Below are 21,833 nucleotides of genomic sequence, written 5' to 3' on the forward strand. Positions count from 1 at the left end.
CCCATCAGAACCTGTCGTCGCGCGGCCTTTTCCCCTGCCTGAGGAGGTCGGTCGCCCTGGCTGTTCAATGTCCTGGCAGGCGCCTCGTGGAAATTCGCAGCCCCAACCGTCAAAAATATGATTGCATCGGTCATTTTAAGATGTCAACAATAATAACTAGACGCTCAAAATAATGAATTGAGATGTCAGTTCAAGCAGATTGCCGGATGCTTATGGTACCCGGCCCAAACGTCGGCCGCCGCGGCGCGGATCTGACGTCATTATAAAAATGCCGTTGACCATAAAAAATTTCAAAAGGTTAGGAACAGCACATGCGACCGCACAGCCTCATTCTATCCGCCTTTCTGCTGGCCGCGGGCACGGCCCTCATGCCGGCCGGCGCCTTCGCCTCGAAGGAGCTCTTCGTCGTCGATATCCCCTCCGAGCCGACCTCGCTCGACCCGCATGTCCAGTGGAACCCGGACAGCTACAACGTCTACCGCAATGTCTTCGACAATCTGGTGACCCGCGACGATGCGGGCCAGATCGTGCCGCAGATCGCCACCTCCTGGGAGTATGTGTCCGACACCCAGATCCGCTTCAAGATCCGCGAAGGCGTCACGTTCCATGACGGCCAGCCGCTGACGGCGGCCGATGTCGCCTTTTCTGTCAAGCGCATCACCGACCCGGCCTTCGCCAGCCCGCAGCTCGGCCAGTTCAACCAGATCATCGACGCGGTGGCCGATGACGCTACGACGGTGACGCTGACCACCAAGGGTCCGTATCCGCCGTTGTTCGCCCAGCTGGTGAAACTGTCGATCGTGCCCAAGCACATCGTCGAAAAGCTGGGGAAGGACGAGTTCAACCTCAATCCGCTTGGCAGCGGTCCCTACAAGTTCGAGAAATGGACCCGCGGCGTCGAGGTGACGCTGACCCGCAACGACAACTATTGGGGCGACAAGGGCGTTTTCCCGACGGTCGCCTTCCGCGCCGTGCCGGACGCCGCGACCCGCGTTGCCAACCTGCAGGCCGGCGCCAGCGATCTCGTGACCCAGCTGAACGGCGACCTGGTCGCGCAGATCGAGGCCTCGGGCAAGGGCAAGGCGCTGGTCGGCAATACCGAGCGCGTCGCCTATCTCGGCATGAACGTCACCAGGCCGCCACTCAACGACCCGAAGGTGCGCCTGGCCATCGCCCAGGCGATCGACAAGCAGGCGATCGTCGACGGCGTTCTGGCAACCGGCGAAAAGGTCGTGCCGGAACTCGCCTCGCCGGCCCATTTCGGCTGGGTAGACGGCATCAAGGCCGCCGGCTTCGATCTCGACAAGGCCAAGGCACTGATCGCCGAGGCGGGTGCGCCGGCGACGCAGGAAATCAAGCTCCTGACCTCGCCGGTCTACGACCAGCGGGTGGTGCAGGCACTGCAGCAGATGCTGAAGGACGCCGGCCTCAAGGTCGAGATCGAGATGACCGACATGGGCAATTGGCTAAAGCAGATGCAGAGCGGCCCCTCGGCCATTCCGCAAATGGCGTTCAGCCGCTGGAGCTGCGGCTGCCAGGATGCCGACGGTATTCTCTATCCGCTACTGCATTCCTCCAGCGGCTGGTCAAGCATCAAGGATCCCGAAATCGAGGCGGCGCTCGACAAGGCCCGCACCTCGCTGAGGCAAGACGAGCGGCTCTCCGCCTACAAGAGCGTGCATGAAAAGGTCAATGCCGAAAACCTGATCATTCCGCTCTATCAGGCCGCTGTCGTCTATGGCGCGGCAGAACCGGTCGAGTTCACGCCGACCCCCAACGAGAGCATTTTCCTGAACCGTATCAAGTGGAAGGAATAGGGACGGCAACCGCATAGCAGCGCCCAACTGGCTGAGGGCATCGTGATGGAAAACGGGCGTGCGATGGATCCGTCATGCGCCCGTTCCGTTTGGTGCCGGGGAACTTCACGGCGATGATCTGAGTTTGAGGGGGGATCCAAAGGAGAACTCCAATGACCGACGCTCATCACCCCTTTCCACCACAGCCCCGGCAGCAGCAGTCCCCTCCCGGCCATACCGCATTGATGGACCCGCCGCCCGATCACGGGGAAAAGACCTATAGGGGCAATGGATTGCTGCAGGACCGGGTGGCGTTGATTACTGGGGCCGATTCCGGCATCGGGCGGGCCGTCGCGATTGCCTTCGCGCGGGAAGGCGCCGACGTGGTGATTTCCTATCTCAACGAGCACGAAGACGCCAAGGAGACCGCCCGGTGGGTCAGCGAAGCCGGCCGCAGGTCGATGCTGCTTGCCGGGGACATCACGAGCGAGCAGCATTGCGGCCAACTCGTGCGACAGGCGCTCGACATGTTCGGGCGCCTCGACATTCTGGTCAACAATGCGGCCTTCCAGCGTACCTATGCCGCGATCACCGACATCACGGCCGAAGAATGGGACATCACCTTCAAAACCAATATCTATGCCCCGTTTTTCCTGGCCAAAGCAGCTGCGCCGCATATGAGGCCGGGCAGTTCCATCATCAACACCACATCGATCCAGTCACGCCAGCCGTCAGCTCACCTGCTTGCCTATGCCGCGACGAAAGGCGCGGTTTCGAACTTCACTGCTGGTCTCGCCGAAATGGTCGCGGAACAGGGAATTCGCGTGAACGCCGTTGCGCCGGGGCCGATCTGGACGCCGCTTATTCCCTCGACAATGCCGCCCGAAAAGACCCAATCCTTCGGTAAGCAGGCGCTTCTCGGCCGCGCCGGACAGCCGGCCGAACTGGCCGGCGCCTATGTCTTGCTGGCGTCCGATCTCGGCAGCTACATGACCGGCGCCGTGATTCCCGTCACCGGCGGCGAAATCATGATCTGACGATAACGGCTGTCAGGCGGTCCGATATCTGGCGCGCAGCCCCCGGGACGCCGCCGGATCAAAAACCTGGCGTCTTGCTTTCCCATTGTGGAAGGGGGTTGCCGAGCCGGCAAAACGATGCAAGGTTGCCAAGCCTGAGCGAGGGATGCCATGACCCGGGTGAAGCTATCAAGACGGTTGTTTTTCATAACAGCTGTGGCGTTGGCGCCTGCCGCCATCATCCTGTTTTACAACGTCTTTGCCGGACGGCAGGCACGCGAGCGGGAACTGCACGCGGAGGCTCTGAGGCTTGGCCAGCTGGCGTCCTTGGAAATGCAGCGGGTCATCAGCGGGTTGGAGAACGTTCTGGTGGCCGTCGCGGCCGTTCCGGCGGTTCAGCGCTTCGATACCGAAAACTGTAACCCTTACGTCGAGCGCGTCAGTGACGGCTTGCCGCAGTTTTCCGGGCTATCGGCCGTCGACCGACAGGGAACCATACGCTGCCGGCGACTGTCGGAGGGCCTCGGAACGTCCCTGGCGGGGCGCCGAGATATCCAGGAGGCCATGGTGAGGGGCGCGTTCGTGCTCGGCGACTACGCGATCGATCCGATCACCAGTAAGCCTTCGCTGACAATGGCGATGCCGATCCGCGACGAGGCCGGAAACATAACCGGTGCTGTCGCCGGCGCCCTGGGCCTGGAGTGGCTGGACAAGCTGCTGGTCGAAAGGAGCTTTGCCCAGAACAGCGCCCTGACAATTGCCGATCGCCATGGCGTTATCCTGGCGCGGCATCCGTTTCCGGAACGGTTTGTCGGCACCATCATTCCCGAGGCCTTTCGCCATCTTGTCGATGCGGATTATCCCGGCACCCTGGAAGTGACGAGCCAGGACGGCATCCGACGGGTGATCGGTTATTATCCGGCCACCCAGAGCGGCATCTATGTCAGTCTCGGCATTTCGACCGAAACGGCCTACGCCATGATAAACCGCACGACCCGGTTTGGCCTGGCCATCGCAGCGCTTGGCATCCTCAGCGCCTTCCTGCTGGCCGAACTCACCAGCCGGCAATTGATCCGCAGGCCCGTCAATCGGCTGGTCAGGACGATCGAGGCCTGGAGGGCCAATGACGAAGGCGCCCGAACCGGGATGACGGCAAGGGATGGCGAACTCGGCATGGTGGGCTTTGCCATCGACGAGTTCATGGACGAGCTTCTCAAGACAAGAGCCGAGCGGCGGCGTCACGAGCAGCAGCGTGAATTGCTGGTGGGCGAACTGGATCATCGGGTAAAGAACCTGCTCGCCACCATCCAGGCGATCGCCCGGCAGACCTTTCGCCGCGTGGAAGGCTCGGGCGAGGCGCTCGCCGTATTTTCGCAACGGCTGTCCGCGATCGCCGAGGCGCATAACCTGCTGATGAAGGACGGCTGGCAGTCGGCACCTCTGGAAAGCGTCGTTGCACGGGCCATTGCTCCCTTCGATTCGGATCCTTCGCGTTTTGTCGTCGAGGGCGAACCGCTGGATATCCATGCGCGTGCTGCCCTGGCTCTGGCCATGGCATTGCACGAACTCTGCACCAATGCCGCCAAATACGGCGCGCTCACCAGCCCCGACGGCCGCGTCACCATCGACTGGCAGGTCGAAGCGCTGGACGAGCCTCGCTTCCGGTTCTCCTGGGTCGAAAGCGATGGCCCTGCCGTCATCCCGCCGACGCGCACCGGCTTCGGTTCGACCATGATCGAGAAGGTTGTGGCGCAGGAGCTGCAGGCGAGGGTCGATATGGCATATCCGCCGCAAGGGGTCACTTGTGGGATCGTCACCTCCCTGTCGAAGGTCGTCAGCTGCGACGCTCGAAAGGCTCCGGATACGGGCGCGGCCCTGCCGGCATAAGCGGACGTGAGCTCTCTTCATCGATTGGATAGCGTCAACGCCGGGAACAAAAGCGGGCGGCCACGGTTCGAGAGGGGTCATCCCTCATGTGCCCGGAGCATTTCAATGGCCAAGACGACTCCTGCCAAGTCCGCGTCTGCAAAGACCGCGACTGCCACCATCCATGATCAGAAGCTACAGCGGGGTGCTGGTGGCGAATTGCACCAGATTGCAGACGGCGACATGCCCGTGCTGACCACCGCGCAAGGCGGTCCGGTTGCCGACGATCAGAATTCGCTGCGGGTCGGCCCGCGAGGTCCGCTGGTGGTCGATGACTTCCACTTCCGGGAAAAGATCTTCCACTTCGACCACGAGCGCATTCCCGAGCGTGTCGTTCATGCCCGCGGTTACGGTGCGCATGGTTACTTCGAAACCTATGAATCACTGGCCGCCTACACCAAGGCCGACCTGTTCCAGCGCCCGGGCGAGAAGACGCCGGCCTTCGTGCGCTTCTCGACGGTGGCCGGAAACAAGGGTTCCGCCGATCTGGCACGCGATGTGCGCGGCTTCGCGGTCAAGATCTATACACAGGAAGGTAACTGGGACCTGGTTGGCAACAATATCCCGGTGTTCTTCATCCAGGATGCCATCAAGTTCCCCGACCTCATCCACGCCGCCAAGCAGGAGCCGGACCGGGCCTTTCCGCAGGCGCAGACCGCCCATGACAATTTCTGGGATTTCATCAGTCTGACGCCTGAAAGCATGAACATGGTCATGTGGATCATGTCGGATCGCACCATTCCGCGTTCGTTCCGCTTCATGGAAGGTTTTGGCGTGCATACCTTCCGCCTTGTCAATGCCAAGGACGAATCGACATTCGTGAAGTTCCACTGGAAGCCAAAGCTGGGCCTGCAATCGGTGGCCTGGAACGAAGCGGTCAAGATCAATGGCGCCGATCCGGACTTTCATCGGCGCGACCTGTGGCAGGCGATCCAGTCCGGCAACTTCCCCGAATGGGAACTGCAGGTTCAGCTGTTCGACCAGGCCTTTGCCGACAGCTTCGATTTCGACGTGCTGGATCCGACGAAGATCATTCCGGAGGAAATCCTGCCGCCCCAGCCGATCGGTCGGCTTGTTCTCGACCGCATGCCGGACAATTTCTTTGCCGAGACCGAGCAGGTCGCCTTCATGACGCAGAACGTGCCGCCGGGCATCGATTTCAGCAACGATCCGCTGCTGCAGGGCCGCAACTTTTCCTATCTCGACACCCAGCTGAAGCGTCTCGGCGGCCCAAACTTTACCCATCTGCCGATCAATGCGCCGAAGTGTCCCTTCGCGCATTTCCAGCAGGATGGCCACATGGCGATGCGCAATCCGGTGGGCCGGGTGAACTACCAACCGAACTCGTTCGGCGAAGGTCCGCGCGAATCCCCGACCCGCGGTTTTCGACATTTCGAGGCCGAGGAGCAGGGCACCAAGGCGCGGCTGCGTCCGGAAAGCTTCGCCGACCATTACAGTCAGGCGCGTCAGTTCTATATCAGCCAGACGCCGGCCGAGAAGCGCCATATCGCAGCGGCCCTGACGTTTGAGCTGAGCAAGGTCCAGACGCCGGCCATTCGCGAGCGCATGGTGTCGCATCTGTTCAATATCGATGACACTCTGGCGACAACCGTCGGCCAGAAGCTTGGCTTCCAGTCCATGCCGAAGCCCGCGGATGCGGCCATGCCGACGAGGCAGGATCTGGAGCCTTCGCCGGCGCTCAGCATCGTCGAGAACGGGCCTGAGCGCTTCGAGGGCCGCAAGCTCGGTATTCTCATCACCGATGGTGTGGATGCCAAGGTTCTCAAGGGCCTGATCACGGCAGTCACCAAGGAAAAGGCGGATTTCGAACTGATCGCCCCGAAGGTCGGCGGCGTGACGGCCTCCGACAAATCATGGGTCGAGGCCCATCAGATGATCGATGGCGGACCGTCCGTTCTCTACGATGCCGTTGTGGTGCTTGCCTCGACTGCTGCCATCGACGACCTCGTCCAGGAAGCGACGGCGCGCGATTTCGTGGCGGATGCCTTCCAGCACTGCAAGTTCATCGGCTATGGGCCGGAGGCTCTGCCGCTTCTGGAACGGGCAGGCATTGCCGATTCCATGGATGAAGGCGTGATCGAGTTGCCGGGGCAGGAGGGGCTGGCGGCTTTCGTCAAGGAACTCGGCAAGCTGCGCGTCTGGGGTCGCGAGCCCTCGGTCAAGGCCGGCAAGGCATCGACACCGGTCAAATAGACGGCTTTCGATCTAAAAATGAGGCCCCTCAGGCATTTCGCTTGAGGGGCCTTTTCTATGCCACGCCCTTGGCGACCGCCGACCTAGCGGTTGCCGACGAGCATCTTGTAGCGCAGCTGGTCGATGACCACGGCCAGCACCAGCAGGCTGCCGAGCAGCACCATCTGCATGTAGGACCCGATCTGCATCAGGTTCATGCCGTTCTGGACCAGCACGATGAAGAAGGCGCCGAGCACGACGCTTTCCACCCGGCCGATGCCGCCGCGCAGAGAGACGCCGGCAATCACGCAGGCAGCGATCGATTCCAGCGCGATCGTGCCGCCGAGATTGGTCTCGCCGCTTTCCACCCGGGCGGTGAGCAGGATACCAGCCAGCGATGCCAGAAGCGCGCAGAGGATATAGGCGATGAACAGGGTGCGCTTGGTATTGATGCCGGACAGATGGGCCGCCTTGATATTGCCGCCGATCGCATAGATCTGCGCACCTGTGCGCGTACGGTTCATCAATACCCACATGACGACTATGGCGACGACGGCGATCAGCACCGGCACCGGCACGCCGAGGATGCGGCCAAAACCGAAGAGATCGGAGAATTCATAGGGCAGATTGCCAACCGGCACTCCGCCGGTGATGAACAGGCCGATGCCGGCACCAACCGACTGCACGCCGAGCGTCATGATGAAGGGCGAGACGCTGAAGCCGGCAATGCCGATGCCGTTCAGCAGCCCCATCAACAGAGCCGCCCCGAAGCCGGCGGCAAGGCCGATCGAGATCGCGAGCCAGACGGCATCGGGGAAGAAGCCGGCCATCGCCACCATGGTGCTGGCCGATACCACCGAGGTGATGGCGATCGCCGTGCCGACCGACAGGTCGAAACCGCCGGTGATCAGCACCAGCATCTGCCCGAGCGACACCAGGATCAGATAGACCGACTGGCGCGCCACATTGGTGATGTTCTGCAGCGTCAGGAACTGGCTGGAGGCGACCGTGAAGATGATCAGCGCGATGACCAGGAAGAATGGCAGCACACCCACCCGGACGAACAGGGTGCGCGCTGCCGACAGCGGCGAAAAGGAAGATCTGGCCTCGGTCGCGGCCGGAGCGTCGATGGTCATGCGGTTTGCCTTTCATGGGAGAAGAAGGACTTGAGGATGACCTGCTCGTCGATGGCATCGCCCGACAGTTCGGCGGAGATCGTTCCAGCCGAAAACACGATCAGCCGGTGGGCGAGGTTCATCACCTCCGGCAGGTCGGAGGAGATGACGACGACGGCCTTGCCGGCCTCGGCGATGTCCTTGATGAGACGGTAGAGGGCGGCGCGGGTGCCCATGTCGACGCCGACCGTCGGTTCGTCGAAAATGTAGAGATCGTAGTCGTGGCCGAAGCCGCGGCCGAACAGCGCCTTCTGCTGGTTGCCCCCGGAAAGGTTGGAGATCGTGCGGCCCATATAGGCATCGGTGAGATCCACCTTGCGGGCGATGCCGTCTGACAGTGTGCGCAGCTTGCGCTGCGACAGGCCGCCCATCACGCCGGACACGTCGTCGCGGTTGAGCAACCCGAGATGGATGTTTTGTCGTGTGGTGGCGCCGAGCATCAGGCCTTCGCTCTTGCGGTCGGGTGGGAGATAGAAGACGCCGTCATGCACGAAGCGGCGGGTGGGCTTGCCGCTGACGTCCTTGCCCTTCAGCGTCACCTGGCCCGCTTTCATCGGGATGATGCCGAGGGCTGCCCGCCAGGAGCGCGACTTGCCGCTGCCGACCAGTCCGGCGACCCCCAGCACTTCGCCAGCCCGCACGTCGATATCGACACCATCGACGCCCCAGGCTTTCAGGCCGCGGATCGACAGGACCACCGGACCATCGGGTTTGCGGGCGATCTGCGGATAGATCTCGTCGATGGCCCGCCCGGTCATCATCTCGACCAGGCCGGAATGGGAGAGCTCATGAACGCCGACGGTGCCGATCAGCTTGCCGTCGCGCAGCACGGTGATGCGGTTGGCGATTGCGGAAAATTCCTGGATGCGGTGGGAGATGTAGACGATGCCCACCCCTTGCGCCTTGGCCTCGCGCACGATGCGAAACAGCGCTTCGGTCTCGCGTTCGGTGAGCGATGCGGTCGGCTCGTCGAGAATGAGGATCTTGGCGCGCGAATGGATCGCCTTGGCGATCTCGACCATCTGCTGCTCGGCCCGCGACAGCGACACCACTTTGGCGCGCACGTCCATCGGGAAGTCCAGCTCGGCAAACAGCTTCCGCGCCTCGCGGACCATCGCCTTGCGGTCGACGAAGGGTCCCCACATCGGCTCGGAGCCGAGAAAGATATTTTCGGCGACGCTTAGCGTCGGCACCAGCGAGAATTCCTGGAACACGGCGGCAATGCCGTGGGCCTTGGCGTCGCGTACCGAGGAGAAGGCCACCGTTTCGCCATCGACTTCGAGCGTGCCGGATGTCTGTGGGTAGACGCCGGACAGGATAGAGATGAGGGTCGACTTGCCCGCGCCATTCTCGCCGAACAGCACATGCACCTCGCCCGAAAGGAGCGTGAAATCGACGCTGTCGAGGGCGGTGACGCCGGGAAACTGCTTGGTGATCCTGCTCATCGCCACCAGCGGTCGTGGATGCTGCATCCGGATGATCCTCTGCGATGAAAACTGCGACCCGTCCCGGCGCTGTCGCGCCGGGCCTTTGGTCTTTAAAGATTGGTCCGGCGCATGATCTCCTGGACGTGGGCGGGCCACGGTTCGAAGATCATGCGCCGTTCCGGGGTAGCCTTGGATAAGATCAGTTGACCGAGAACACCGGCTTGAAGCCTTCGGGCGGCAGGATATTGGTCTGCGACACGGTGGCGATGTTCGACGGATCGACGACGAAGATCTTCGGGCCGACATGCTTGACCAGTTCCTTGCCTTCCAGCGCACGGATCGCCTGATCGACGGCGACACGGCCCTGGATGACGACCGAGTCGGCGGGTGCTGCCAGGATGAAGCCGCGCTTGATGCCTTCATAGACGCCGGGCGTCATGTAGAAGGCGAGCAGGTCGACCTTGCCCTTGAGGCCGCGTTCGCGGATCAGGCCTTGGGCGGCTTCGGCCGTGACCGCCGTGCCGGCGATATAGCGCACGTCAGGCTCGGCCTGCAGCACGTCCTCGACCAGCTTCAGCTGGGCTTCCTTGCCGGTATCGCCGAATTTCGGGTCGAGAACCTCAACGGCCGAACCCTTGACGGCGTCGAGGAAGCCCTTGTTGGCGGCTTCCACCCAGCCGGCTCCGGCCGGACCCGGGAACCAGCCGACCTTGACCGGCTCGCTGCCTGCCGGATGCTTCTTGGCGAGATAGGCGCCGGTTTCCTGGCCCATAGTGTAGAACGACACCAGCGACTTGGCGGTGACATCCGGCGAGGAAATGCCGTTGATGACGTCGATGACCGGGATGCCCTTCTTGGTGATCTCGGTGACGAGATTGTTGAGGCCGTCGAACGAGATGGCACCAATGACCACAGCCTGGGCGCCGCCGGCGACGCAGTCCTCGATCTGGCTGATCTGCTTGGCAAGCTCGGTATAGCCGCCGGCCTCGACGAGGTTCAGCTTGACGCCGGCGTCCTTGGCCTGCTCGACGACCCCATAGTTGACGCCGAGCCAGTAGGCGTCCTTCATATGCGGGAAGGAGACGCAGATGTTCCAGGGCTTTTCAGCCTTTTCGACCGGCGTGTACTGGACATCGACGGACTTGCCGTCAGCGGCAAACGGCGGCTCGATCGCCTGGGCCGGATAGGGATACCAGTTTTCCGCGCGGGCCGAGGCGTTGAGCGACAGGGCGAGCGCCGTGGTGGCGAGTGCGTATTTCAGGACAGTCTTCATGTTCGTTCCCTCTTGTTTTTGCGTGGTCGTTCCGGTTGTCAGTTGAAAGAGGCCCTGAGGCCGTCCAGAAGGCTGGCCCGTTCCTTTCGGGCGGCCAGCGCCTGTTCCATCGTCACCTTGATGAAGCGGGCCGGCATGTGCGGTTGAAGCTGTCCGATCAGGTCCATGTCGGCGGAGATCACCGTGCCAAGCATGAAATAGCCGCCGCCGGACACCGCATCGCGGTGCAGGATGATCGGCTCCGTTCCTCCCGGAACCTGTATCGAGCCATAGGGGTAGCAGCTGTCGACGATGTTGGACGGGTCGGAGCCGGCACCGAAGGGCTGCTTTCGATCGACGAAGGTGAGCTTGCGGCCGCCGCGGAAGCGGTAGCCCATGCGGTCGGCCTCCGGCGCCACCTTCCACTCGTCGGCAAAGAAATTGTCCTTGGCCTCGTCGGTCAGCCGGTCCCAGTAGAGACCGGGCAGCACCCGCAATTCGGCCGGCTTGCCGGGCCCGCGGCGGAATTCTGCCGCTACAGTGCGCCCCTCGGTGGCAAGGCTGCCGATGCCGACCGGCAATTCGTCGCCGATGGCGATCGGCCGGCCCTTGAAACCGCCGAGCGCACCGATCGGATAGGTCGAGCGGCTGCCGAGCGCCAACGGTACGTCTATGCCGCCGGAGACGGCGATATAGATGCGGGCGCCTGACTTCAGGAAGTCGAAGGTCAGCACTTGGCCGACCTTGACCTTGAAGGCGGTCCAGCCCGGCTGCACGGTGCCGTCGACCTTGGCCGGCATGTCGGCGCCGGTGACGGCCACCAGCGCGTCCGCGGTGAACTCGAGCTTCGGACCCATGAACACCGCCTCGAGGCCGGCAGCGCCCTCATCATTGCCGACCAGAAGGTTGGCGGCGCGCAGCGCCAGGCGGTCCATGGCGCCGCCGACCGGGATGCCGAGATGGAAATAGCCGGGCCGTCCGAGATCCTGGACGGTGGTCGACAGTCCGTGATGCAGAACTTTAATGGCCATTGAGCATGCCCTCCAGCTTGGCGTTTGTGCCGTCGATGTCCTTCTGGAATTCCCTCAAGTCGAAGCGCACCTCGCGGATCGGCGGGGCAAACGTGCCCTTGTCGACCTCCTCTACCGCCTGGTCATAGGCATCGCGGCCGATCGGCTTGAACTTGACGATGTCACCGGGGCGAAAGAACACCATGAAGTCGCGGAGATAGCTGGTGGTCTGGGTCGGATCGAAGATCGGCATTGGCGTGATGCCGAACATCTGGTAGCCGCCGGCGCCGCGCACCGAATAGATGCAGCCGAAGCAGCCGCCATGGCCGACGGTGAGCCGCGGTGTATCGGTGCGGGGCCTGAGATATTTCGGCACCTCGATCTGCCGCTGGCGCTCGACCATCTGGTACATGAACGGCAGGCCGGCAACGAAGCCGACCATCGACACGAACCACGGCGAGCCCGAATGGGCAGCGACGAAATCGTCGACCGAGGAAAAGTCGTTGATGCGTGCGGCATAATCGAGATCGGTGCCGGTCGGGTCCTGGTGGCGCTCGCGAAAGCGCATCAGCGTCTCATGGGTCCAGGGATCGTTGTAGAATACCGGGATCTCGACGATGCGGGTCTCGATCACCGGCTCGGCCTTCTCCGCCGCTCCTTCAATCGCCCGGACTTCCTTCAGGATATCGTCGGGATGGATGATGTCGGGATTGAACTTGATCTGGAACGAGGCGTTGGCCGGGCAGATCTCCGTGACGCCCTTCATGCCGCTGTCGCGCACGCCATTGGCCATCGACAGGCTCTTGAAGAAGGCTTCGAGCGACATTTCATCGCTGCACTCGACGAACAGGTGCTCGTCACCGCCGAATGAATACCGGGTCTGCATCAGGCAACCTCCGCTTTCTGGGCGCCGGGCGGCGCGAATTGCGTTTCAAGCCAGGTTTCAAGGAACCGCGTGTGATAATCGCCGCGCCGGACATTGGGGTCGCTTGCCAGCGCCAGGTGCAGCGGGATCGTCGTCGGCACGCCGACCACCTGCAGGCCCTCGAGCGCCGACTTCAGCTTTGCGAGGCAGGCGTCGCGGTCTTCGGCCCAGACGATCAGTTTGCCGAGCAGGGAATCGTAGAAGGGCGGGATGGTGTAGCCTTCGTAGAGCATCGTATCGAAGCGGATGCCCTCGCCCTGCGGCACCACCAGCGTTTCGATCCGACCCGGCGCCGGCATGAAGCCGCGGGCGGGATCCTCGGCATTGATGCGGCATTCGATCGCGTGGCCGCGGACCGTGATCTGATCCTGGGTGACCGACAGCAGCGCGCCGCCGGCGACCTTGAACATTTCCTGCACCAGATCGACGCCGGTGATCATTTCGGTGACCGGATGCTCGACCTGGATGCGGGTGTTGACCTCAATGAAGTAGAATTCCTGGGTGTCCTCGTCGTAAAGATATTCGACGGTGCCGGCGCCGCGATAGTTGACCGAGCGGGCGAGCGCCACCGCGCTGTCGCACAGGGCCTCGCGGATCGGTGCCGGCAAAAGGAAGGCGGGCGCCTCTTCCCAGACCTTCTGGCGGCGACGCTGAAGCGAGCATTCGCGCTCGAAGAAATGCACGAAATTCTCGCCGTCGCCAAAGATCTGCACCTCGACATGACGCGCCTTGGTGATGACCTTCTCGATATAGAGCCCGCCATCGCCGAAGGCAGCCGCGGCCTCGGCCGAAGCCTGCGGAAACTGGGTTTCCAGCTCGGAGACGGTCTGGACGATGCGGATACCGCGCCCGCCGCCACCGGCAGCCGCCTTGATCATCACTGGAAAGCCGATGCGGATGGTGAGCGCCCGGGCGGCATCAAGATCGTCGATGCGGCCGTCGCTGCCCGGCACCGTCGGCACGCCGGCTTTCTCCGCGACCTGGCGGGCGGCAACCTTGTCGCCGAGCAACCGGATGGCGTCGCCGCTCGGGCCGATGAACACCATGCCGGCCGCCGCCACCGCGTCGGCGAAATCGCCGTTTTCCGACAGGAAGCCGTAGCCGGGATGCACGGCATCGACGCCGGCGGCTTTGGCGGCGGCTACCACCGCTTCGATGTTGAGATAGGATTTCTTTGGAGCGGGAGAGCCGATGTCGACGGCCTCGTCGGCAAGCCGGACGGCCAGCATGTCGGCGTCGGCGGCGCTGTGCACCTGCACGGTGCGGATGCCGAGCGCCTTGGCCGCCCGGACGATCCGGACCGCGATCTCGCCGCGATTGGCCACGAGGACGGAGCGGATGGTCATGCCTCGACCTCGGCAATCACCTGGCCGGCCATGACGGGTTCCTCGTTCTCGACCCGGAAGGTAATCGCCTTGCCGGCGATATCGGCCGGGATCTCCTGGAAGGTCTTCATCACCTCGATCAGGCCGATGACGTCGCCGACCGCGACCGCTTCCCCATCCGCCTTGAAGGGCGGCACATCCGGCGACGAGGCCCGGTAGAAGGTGCCCGGTAGGGGCGATCTGATTTCGAGCTTGCTCATTGCTGTTCTCCGCGCGTGTTTTTATGGCTGTTGATTTCCGATACCGGCGCAATCCGGATGCCCTCGGCCGTCAGGGCGTCGCGCATCTGGCGCACGATATCGAGCGCGCCGAGCGTGTCGGAATGGAAGCAGATGGATTCGAATTCGATCGCGATGTCGTTGCCGCTGACGGTGCGCACCTTGCCCTCCTTGCAGGCCCGCACGACCTTGCGGGCGATGGCCGCGGGATCCGGGCGGCCGGCGTCGCGGGTAAAGACGATCGAGCCGCTGTCGTCATAATCCCGGTCGGCGTAGAATTCGCGGATGGCCGGCTGGCCGCTTTCCAGCGCGGCGATATGGGTGGCCGAGCCGCCCATGCAGAACACGTAGGTGTCGGGCGCGGCAGTGCGCATATATTGAACGAAGATCTGCGCCAGTTCCGGGTTGACCGCCATCTCCATGTAGAGCGCGCCATGCGGCTTCACATGCTGCAGGCGCACGCCGTGGCGGCGGGCGAATTCGCGCAGTGCGCCGACCTGGTAGACGATATCGTTGACCAGTTCCTTCGCGGTGCCGCCAATCTTGCGGCGCCCGAAGCCCTGGAGATCGTTGTATCCGGGATGCGCCCCCACCTCGACACCATGTTCTGCCGCCAGACGCACGGTCTGATCCATCAGGTTCGGGTCGCCGGCATGAAAGCCGGTAGCAATATTGGCCGAGCTGATCAGTCCCATCAAAGACATGTCATCGGTGTCACCGACATGCCAGCGGCCGAACGCTTCCCCCAGATCGCAATTGATATCCACTACCTCGAGCAAAATGATCTTCCCTTGTTGCCCACATTTTAAGCACAAGCAGGCTTGCATGTTTTTCTGACAAAACGACGTTAGGAAGAAAAATATCTTTTGAAAAATTCTTTTTTTGCATATTCAGTATCTGATAATCAGAATTAGCCATTCGTCGGCCGCACTGGATATTCGGGTAGAATATCATTGAGTTAGCGGAAGGCGGCGCGCAATTGAGCATATTCATGCCTAACGAATGATCGCCATATCTGTTTTTCAGAGGTTGGGGACGCAATGATTGCAAACGGAGAATGCACGTATGTCGATTAGCCTCAGGCAACTTCGCTATTTCGTCGCCACCGCGGAACTGGGGCAGATCTCGCTGGCGGCCGTCAACCTGTCGATTTCCCAGTCGGCGATCACCACGGCCATCAAGGAACTGGAACAGATCGTCGGCGTCAGCCTGTTCCTGCGCACGCCGCAGGGCATGGACCTGACGGAGGCCGGACGACAGTTCCTGTCGCATGCCTACGAGATTTTAAAGAAAGTCGACGAGGCGACCCACCTCAACTTCGTCTCCAGCGAGATCGAAGGAACCTTGACGGTGGCCGCGACATACACCGTGATCGGCTATTTCTTGCCGCTTCATATCGAACGATTGCGGCGGCTCTTTCCGAAACTGGATATCCAGCTGTTCGAACAGAACCGGGAGTCCATCGAGGAAGGGTTGCTGACCAACCGCTACGACATGTCCGTGCTGCTGACGTCCAACATCCTCAATCCGGCGCTGATGACCGAAAAACTGCTAAGCTCCGCCCGGCGGCTCTGGGTTCCGGCCCAGCATCGGTTGCTGCAGCGCGACGTCGTCGGGCTCAAGGAGATTTCGGAGGAGCCCTATATCATGCTGACCGTCGACGAGGCGGCGCATTCCTCGCTGAAATACTGGAGCGGCACGCTGTACCAGCCCAAGGTCATCCTGCGCACATCCTCGGTCGAAGCGGTGCGATCCATGGTGGCAAACGGCATAGGCGTGGCGATCCTGTCCGATATGGTGCACCGCCCCTGGTCGCTGGAGGGGCGCCGGATCGAGACGATCAATGTCAAGGATCCTGTTCCGGCCATGGATGTCGGTCTGGCATGGCGCAAGAATATCGAGTTGTCGCCGGCGATGATCGCCTTCCGCTCCTATTTCCAGCAGGCGTTTCACCTGCCGGGTGCTCACCGCTGACATGGGTCTGTGTTAAGCCGAAGGTGTCTCTGGGGGCTGGCCGCTGATCAGGATGCCGCTCAGGAGCGTTCGGGTGATGGTTTCGGTGGCCGCGTCATAATCGGAGCCCTTCAGCTTGGCCCGACCGAGCGCATCGCAGGCCAGCGGCTCGAAGTCGCCGTAGAACTGGGTTGCCGACCACAGCATGATGAAAAGATGGCGGGGGTCTACCGGCGCCATGCGTCCCTCGGCAATCCATTGTTCGACCACGGCTACGTGCCTGTCCGTCGCCTGCTGCATATGGCTGCGGTCCTTCGTCTTCAGGAACCGCGCGCCCTGGATGATCTCGCTGGCGAAGAGCCGGGATTCGACGGGATGCCGGCGGGTATAGTCGAGCTTGGCGCGGATATAGGCGCGAAACGCCTCGGCCGGCTCGCGGTCGGCGCGGATATTGGCGAGCGCATCGTCCCAGCCGGCGATCAGCCGGGCGATGATCGCCGAATAGATCTCCTCCTTCGAGGAGAAATAATAATAGATATTGGCCTTCGGCAGGCCGGCGCCTTCGGCAATTTCCGCAATGCGGGTGCCGTCGTAACCCTTGCGCGAGAAGACGTCCGTTGCGGCTTTCAGGATCAGGCGGATGTTGCGCGCCCGGATCTTCTCGTCCTGTTTGGCCGCCCCTTTTGTCATGTCGCCACCTCGTCTTTGTCGAAGGATCTGGGTTCCGCACGACTGTCGGCGTATCGGCCGTCCGATCAACAGGCAATTGCGGCAGGAATTGTCTTTTTGCCAGTGATTTCATGGGTTGTAAATTGACGAATTGGTCAGATTGATTCTAGTCTCCCGGCCAGCGGCAAGCCGGCATCTGAAGCCCTGGCACCCGGGGAGGAGACATGGTTCGACGATTCGGAGCACTGCTATGACATTCGATCTCATTATCCGGAATGCCAATCTCGCCGACGACCGCATGGGCGTCGATATCGCCGTGCAAGGCGGCAGGATCGCCGCCGTCGAGCGCAATATCAGTACCACTGCCGGCCGGGTCATCGATGCCGGCGGCAAGCTGGTCACGGCACCCTTCATCGACATTCATTTTCATATGGATGCCACCCTGTCGCTCGGCACGCCGCGCCTCAACAGGTCGGGAACGCTGCTGGAGGGTATCCAGCTCTGGGGCGAGTTGAAGCCGTTGCTGACCAAGGAGGCGGTGATTGCCCGGGCGCTAAAATATTGCGACCTCGCCGTGGCGCAGGGGCTGCTGGCCGTGCGCAGCCATGTCGATGTCTGCGACGACAGGCTGGTTGGCGTCGAAGCGCTGCTGGAGGTCAAGGACCTCGTCAAGGACTATCTCGACCTGCAGCTGGTGGCGTTTCCGCAGGACGGCTATTTCCGCTCCGCCACCTCGGCCGCCAATCTGCAGCGCGCCCTCGATATGGGCGTCGACGTGGTCGGCGGTATCCCGCATTTCGAGCGCACCATGGAAGATGGACGGCTCTCGGTAAAAGCGCTGTGCGAGATTGCCGCAGAGCGCGGCCTGATGGTCGATCTGCATTGCGACGAAACCGACGATCCGCTGTCGCGCCATATCGAGACGCTGTGTTATGAAACGCAGCGCCTCGGCCTCAAGGGCCGGGTGGCCGGATCGCACCTGACCTCGATGCATTCGATGGATAATTATTACGCCTCCAAGCTGCTGCCGTTGATCGCCGAGGCGGAGATCCACTGCGTGCCCAATCCGCTGGCCAATATCGTGCTGCAGGGACGCCACGACACCTATCCCAAGCGACGCGGCATGATGCGTGTGCCGGAACTGATGGCGCTTGGCGTCAATGTCGCCTTCGGCCAGGATTCGACGATGGATCCCTGGTATTCCTTCGGCAATGCCGACATGCTGGATGTGGCGCATATGGCGGTGCATACCGGCCATATGACCAGCCGCGATGCGGTGAAGGCCTGTTTCCGGGCGATTACCGACAATCCGGCGAAGGTCTTCGGGCTGGAAGGCTATGGCATCGCGCCGGGCTGCAATGCCGATTTCGTTCTCCTGGAGGCGCGCGACGCCATCGAAGCCGTCAGGCTGAGGGCCAACCGGCTGGCCGTGGTGCGGCGGGGCAAGGTCATTGCCGAGACCGCGCCGCGTACCGCCACGCTCGACATTCCCGGACGGCCGGCATCGGTTGATCCCTGGCGCTATGCGCCGGTGGAGGCTACCGCTCTGTAACTAGCGAAATGGCGGCGGCTCAGAAATTGCCCTTCGAGCCACCGTCATTCCAAGCGTAGATTTCCCAGAGTTCGTCGTCCGGGCCGATGAAATAGGCGCAGCGGGCATTCCAGACATAATCGGCCGGCGGCCGGTAGAACGGCACGCCTTTGCCGTCGAGTTCCGCGTAGGCCTCGTCGACCGCCTCAGCCGAGGGCAGACGCACGGCGATGCAGACCTTGTGCGGCCCCTCTGCGGTGGTCCGGGACACACCGGTATGGTCGCTCAGGTGATCGATCTCCCAGCAGGCAAGCGTCAGCCCGGCGCCGTTGAATTCGGCAAAACCCTCCGCCCGGCGATTGAGTTCGAAGCCGAGCTTGCCGACATAGAAATCGACGGAGCGTTGCGTATCCTTGACGAGAACGCAGATGTCGGTGATGGCGTGTTCCTGGGCAAAGGCCATGGGTTCAGGTCTCTAGGTCAAAGGTTGAGATGCGGCCCATGACGACGGGACGGCGTGGCACGGGGTCTGGGCCGATGGTGACGGCGGCGATGATCGCCTGAGCTGCGGCCTCGAACTGCGCCTCGGATCGGAGATGCAGGTGGCATAGGGCTGCGCCGGGGATAACGGTATCGCCGACATGCACCATGCCGGTCAGGCCGACGCCGTTGTCGATCTGGTCGGTCGGCAGCTTGCGACCGGCGCCGAGCGCGACCATGGCCAGACCGACCGCAAAGGCATCGACTGTCTGCACGAAGCCGCCCGATGGCGCCGGCACGGCCAGGATGACGGGTACCGTTTCAAGATGGTGATCGGGATCGGCGGTGATATCGCCGGGTCCGCCAAGGGCTGCCACCATGCGGCGGAAGCGGTCGAGGGCCGAGCCGTCGGACAGACGCGCCTCAAGTGTATCCAGGGCGTCCTGCGTTGAAGCGGCAAGCCTCGCCATCACAAGTATTTCCGCCGACAGGGAAAACACCAACTGGCGCATGCGCGGATCCTGGTGGCGCCCGCCCAGAAAGTCGATGGCCTCCCTGACCTGCAGCCTGCTGCCGATGGCGTCGCCCATCACCTCGTCCATGTCGACGATCAGCGTCACCATGGGAAGGCCGGCCCGCCGGGCGACGGAAACGAGGCTGTTTGCCAGTTCCTCGGCCTCGGCCGTGCGCGGCATGAAGGCGCCGGAGCCATAGTTGACGCTCATGACCAGGCCGGAAATGCCGGCCGCGAGCTTTTTCGACAGGATCGAGGAGGTGATCAGCGGCACGGACTCGACCGTCGCGGTCACGTCGCGCACGTAATAGATCGCCGCATCGGCAGGCGCCAGTGTCGGCGTCGGGCCGATGATGGCCGCCCCTGCTTTCGTGACTGCATCGCGGAACACAGCCGTCGGCGGGGCGATGTCGCAGCCGGGAATGGCCTCCATCAGGTCGACCTCGCCACCGGTATGGCCCAGTCCACGCGCCGAAATCATCGGCATATGCACACCGCAGGCGGCGACCAGCGGGGCGAGGATCAGGCTGACTTTCTCGTCACCGGTGCCGCCGCTCGAATGCTTGTCGATGATGGTGGCGGGGTCGATGCCCGTGCCGGTCCAGTCGACCACCTCGCCGCTGTCGCGCATGGCAAGGGTCAGCGCGGCGGTTTCCTCCGGCGCCATGCCGTTCAGGAAGGCCGCCATGGCAAAGGCGGCGATCTGGCCTTCCGAAACGTCTCCCCGGCCGATGCCTTCGACAAAGCGGCGGATATCGGTCGGCGCCAGGCTCTGACGATTGCGTTTGGTGCGGATGAATTGTGCGGGCAGGAAAACCGGTTCCATGCGCCCTCAGCCCGCGCTGTTGCGGCCGGGCCAGAGCGGCAGGTCGCCCTGGTAGCGATGAATGCCGATATCCTGGATGGTGGCGCGGCGATGCATCTCGCGCATATAGGGATCGAAGCGGGCATTGAGCTTTTCGAGTTCCGCATGCTCGGCCATATAGGCCGGCAGCAGTTCGCGCAACTCGGCGAAAACTGCCGCCTCATCGACCGTCGTCAGCCTGCTGTCCTCCACGACAACAGCGCCATTGGCGACGACCATGCGGATGTTGGAGCCGTTCTCGCAATAGACGAGATGGTGGTCGAGCCGGTTCATTGGCATGTAGTCGTAACCGGAAAGATCGATCATCACCAGGTCGGCGCGCTTGCCCACTTCCAGCGAGCCGGTCACTTTGTCCAGGAGAGCGGTGCGCGCACCCTCGATCGTGGCAGAGCGCAACACCTCGGCTGCCGTCATCCAGCGATCGGTGTCCGGACCGGCGATATCATGGACCAGGCCGGCAAAGCGCATCACGTCGAAGATGCGCGCCGTATCGTTGCTGCTCATGCCGTCGGTGCCGAGCCCGACATGCACGCCGGCATCGAGCAGGCGGCGGATCGGCGCTATGCCGGAGCCGAGCTTGAGGTTGGAAATGACATTGTGGGCAATCGAGCAATCGGCCTCGCCCATCAGCGCCATGTCCTCGTCGCTGACCCAGATCGAATGGGCAATGGTGGTATTGGGCGTCAGCATGCCGATGTCGCGCATGTAGCCGATCAGGCTCTTGCCGTAGAATTCCGGACCCGTCACGGCCTGGGTCTTCGTCTCCAGAACATGCGTGTGGTAGGGCACGCCCTTGTCCTGGGCCAGCGCCAGGCAGGCCTGCATCATCGCGACCGAGCAGCGCTGCGGAGCGGATGCCGACACCATGAAGCCGAGCCGGCCGGACCGGCCGTGCTGGCTTGCAAACACCTCGCGGCAATAGGCGATGTAATCGTCGGGCGTAATGGTGGGGCCGGCGATCTGCGCCTGCAGGTCGGCGGGGATCAGGTCGCGCAAGTAAGGCATGGTGTCGAACACATGCTTGTCGATCACGCAGTGCGAGACATTGGCCCGGATACCGGAGGCGTCATAGGCATCGAACACCAGTTTCAGGCGATCGAAGTCGAAACCCGGCGGATCGAAGAAATCGTCGATCATGGTGGTGACGCCAGCCTTGAGCGATTCCATCGCCGTGATCAGGCTGCGCAGGTAGAGAAGCCGCGGCGCAATTGGTCCTTTCATCAGAAGCGGATAGGAATAGAGCATCCACACTTCCAGCGGCATGTTCTGGTAGCGGCCTTTGAAGAAGGTCTCCGAGGAATGCATATGCGCATTGACGAGGCCCGGCATCAGCAGCCGGCCCGTCGCGTCGATGATGCGGGCGCCGTCGGGAGCCTCAAGATTGGCGCCGATGGCGGCGATGCTGTCGCCCTCAACGAGAACGTCGCCGCTGAACGGCGTCGTGCCATGGGCCTTGTCCATGGTGAGGATGGTGGCGTTGCGGAAGAGAAGCGTCATC

General features: G+C 62.7%; 18 protein-coding genes. 6 read left to right on the top strand and 12 right to left on the bottom strand.

Features of this window, described 5'->3' with window-relative positions; all coding sequences use genetic code 11:
- Positions 1 to 311 precede the first annotated feature (311 nt).
- The 4 genes from HFC70_RS06485 (at position 312) to catE (ending at position 6,952) form a co-directional block, all read left to right on the top strand.
- A complete protein-coding gene (locus HFC70_RS06485; protein WP_168472402.1) occupies positions 312 to 1,817 on the top strand; it encodes an ABC transporter substrate-binding protein in 1,506 nt (501 codons plus the stop codon).
- A gap of 152 nt (positions 1,818 to 1,969) precedes the next feature.
- Positions 1,970 to 2,833, top strand: coding sequence for an SDR family oxidoreductase (locus HFC70_RS06490; protein WP_210259156.1), 864 nt, complete (start codon positions 1,970 to 1,972; stop codon positions 2,831 to 2,833).
- 150 nt (positions 2,834 to 2,983) lie between these two features.
- On the top strand, positions 2,984 to 4,699 hold the full coding sequence (locus HFC70_RS06495) for a sensor histidine kinase (RefSeq protein ID WP_168472403.1): 1,716 nt from the start codon (positions 2,984 to 2,986) through the stop codon (positions 4,697 to 4,699).
- A gap of 105 nt (positions 4,700 to 4,804) precedes the next feature.
- Positions 4,805 to 6,952, top strand: coding sequence for a catalase C (catE, locus tag HFC70_RS06500; RefSeq protein ID WP_168472404.1), 2,148 nt, complete (start codon positions 4,805 to 4,807; stop codon positions 6,950 to 6,952).
- 83 nt (positions 6,953 to 7,035) lie between these two features.
- On the opposite strand, the gene HFC70_RS06505 is transcribed toward catE, so the two are convergent.
- The 8 genes from HFC70_RS06505 to HFC70_RS06540 all read right to left on the bottom strand — a co-directional run bounded on the left by HFC70_RS06505 (position 7,036) and on the right by HFC70_RS06540 (position 15,102).
- Positions 7,036 to 8,067: an ABC transporter permease gene (locus HFC70_RS06505; protein ID WP_168472405.1), complete on the bottom strand. Its 1,032-nt coding sequence runs from the start codon at positions 8,065 to 8,067 to the stop codon at positions 7,036 to 7,038.
- Entirely contained in the window at positions 8,064 to 9,578 is a 1,515-nt protein-coding gene (locus HFC70_RS06510) for a sugar ABC transporter ATP-binding protein (RefSeq protein WP_168472406.1), read from the bottom strand. The genes HFC70_RS06505 and HFC70_RS06510 overlap by 4 nt, the downstream gene beginning before the upstream one ends.
- 154 nt (positions 9,579 to 9,732) lie before the next feature.
- On the bottom strand, positions 9,733 to 10,806 hold the full coding sequence (gene torT / locus HFC70_RS06515; RefSeq protein ID WP_168472407.1) for a TMAO reductase system periplasmic protein TorT: 1,074 nt from the start codon (positions 10,804 to 10,806) through the stop codon (positions 9,733 to 9,735).
- A gap of 38 nt (positions 10,807 to 10,844) precedes the next feature.
- Positions 10,845 to 11,816, bottom strand: a complete 972-nt coding sequence (locus HFC70_RS06520) for a biotin-dependent carboxyltransferase family protein (RefSeq protein ID WP_168472408.1) — start codon at positions 11,814 to 11,816, stop codon at positions 10,845 to 10,847.
- The gene (locus tag HFC70_RS06525) at positions 11,806 to 12,681 is read right to left on the bottom strand and encodes an allophanate hydrolase subunit 1 (RefSeq protein WP_168472409.1); all 876 of its coding nucleotides are present in this window, start codon (positions 12,679 to 12,681) and stop codon (positions 11,806 to 11,808) included. Before HFC70_RS06525 ends, HFC70_RS06520 begins: the two co-directional genes overlap by 11 nt.
- Positions 12,681 to 14,066 carry an acetyl-CoA carboxylase biotin carboxylase subunit gene (locus tag HFC70_RS06530; protein ID WP_168472410.1) on the bottom strand — a complete coding sequence of 462 codons (1,386 nt, stop codon included), beginning with the start codon at positions 14,064 to 14,066 and terminating at the stop codon, positions 12,681 to 12,683. The genes HFC70_RS06525 and HFC70_RS06530 overlap by 1 nt, the downstream gene beginning before the upstream one ends.
- Positions 14,063 to 14,305: an acetyl-CoA carboxylase gene (locus HFC70_RS06535; protein ID WP_168472411.1), complete on the bottom strand. Its 243-nt coding sequence runs from the start codon at positions 14,303 to 14,305 to the stop codon at positions 14,063 to 14,065. Before HFC70_RS06535 ends, HFC70_RS06530 begins: the two co-directional genes overlap by 4 nt.
- Positions 14,302 to 15,102 (bottom strand): 5-oxoprolinase subunit PxpA, encoded by an 801-nt coding sequence (locus HFC70_RS06540; protein ID WP_168472412.1) that lies wholly within the window; start codon positions 15,100 to 15,102, stop codon positions 14,302 to 14,304. Before HFC70_RS06540 ends, HFC70_RS06535 begins: the two co-directional genes overlap by 4 nt.
- Positions 15,103 to 15,388: 286 nt before the next feature.
- Here HFC70_RS06540 and HFC70_RS06545 point away from each other — a divergent pair, with 286 nt between their 5' ends.
- Positions 15,389 to 16,297 carry a LysR family transcriptional regulator gene (locus tag HFC70_RS06545; RefSeq protein ID WP_168472413.1) on the top strand — a complete coding sequence of 303 codons (909 nt, stop codon included), beginning with the start codon at positions 15,389 to 15,391 and terminating at the stop codon, positions 16,295 to 16,297.
- A 12-nt stretch (positions 16,298 to 16,309) separates the two neighbouring features.
- Here HFC70_RS06545 and HFC70_RS06550 read toward each other — a convergent pair whose 3' ends face one another.
- On the bottom strand, positions 16,310 to 16,966 hold the full coding sequence (locus HFC70_RS06550; protein ID WP_168472414.1) for a TetR family transcriptional regulator C-terminal domain-containing protein: 657 nt from the start codon (positions 16,964 to 16,966) through the stop codon (positions 16,310 to 16,312).
- A gap of 229 nt (positions 16,967 to 17,195) precedes the next feature.
- On the opposite strand from HFC70_RS06550, the gene HFC70_RS06555 reads away from it, so the two are divergent.
- Entirely contained in the window at positions 17,196 to 18,497 is a 1,302-nt protein-coding gene (locus HFC70_RS06555) for an amidohydrolase family protein (protein ID WP_168472415.1), read from the top strand.
- Between the two features lie 19 nt (positions 18,498 to 18,516).
- On the opposite strand, the gene HFC70_RS06560 is transcribed toward HFC70_RS06555, so the two are convergent.
- The 3 genes from HFC70_RS06560 to HFC70_RS06570 are packed head-to-tail and all read right to left on the bottom strand — an operon-like array spanning position 18,517 to position 21,832.
- Positions 18,517 to 18,939, bottom strand: coding sequence for a VOC family protein (locus HFC70_RS06560; protein ID WP_168472416.1), 423 nt, complete (start codon positions 18,937 to 18,939; stop codon positions 18,517 to 18,519).
- Between the two features lie 4 nt (positions 18,940 to 18,943).
- On the bottom strand, positions 18,944 to 20,296 hold the full coding sequence (locus tag HFC70_RS06565) for a thymidine phosphorylase (protein ID WP_168472417.1): 1,353 nt from the start codon (positions 20,294 to 20,296) through the stop codon (positions 18,944 to 18,946).
- Between the two features lie 6 nt (positions 20,297 to 20,302).
- Complete coding sequence (locus HFC70_RS06570) at positions 20,303 to 21,832, bottom strand: amidohydrolase family protein (RefSeq protein ID WP_168472418.1); 1,530 nt, start codon at positions 21,830 to 21,832, stop codon at positions 20,303 to 20,305.
- Position 21,833: the final 1 nt, after the last annotated feature.

The sequence above is a fragment of the Agrobacterium sp. a22-2 genome (genome assembly GCF_012276985.1).
Taxonomy (GTDB): Bacteria; Pseudomonadota; Alphaproteobacteria; order Rhizobiales; family Rhizobiaceae; genus Allorhizobium.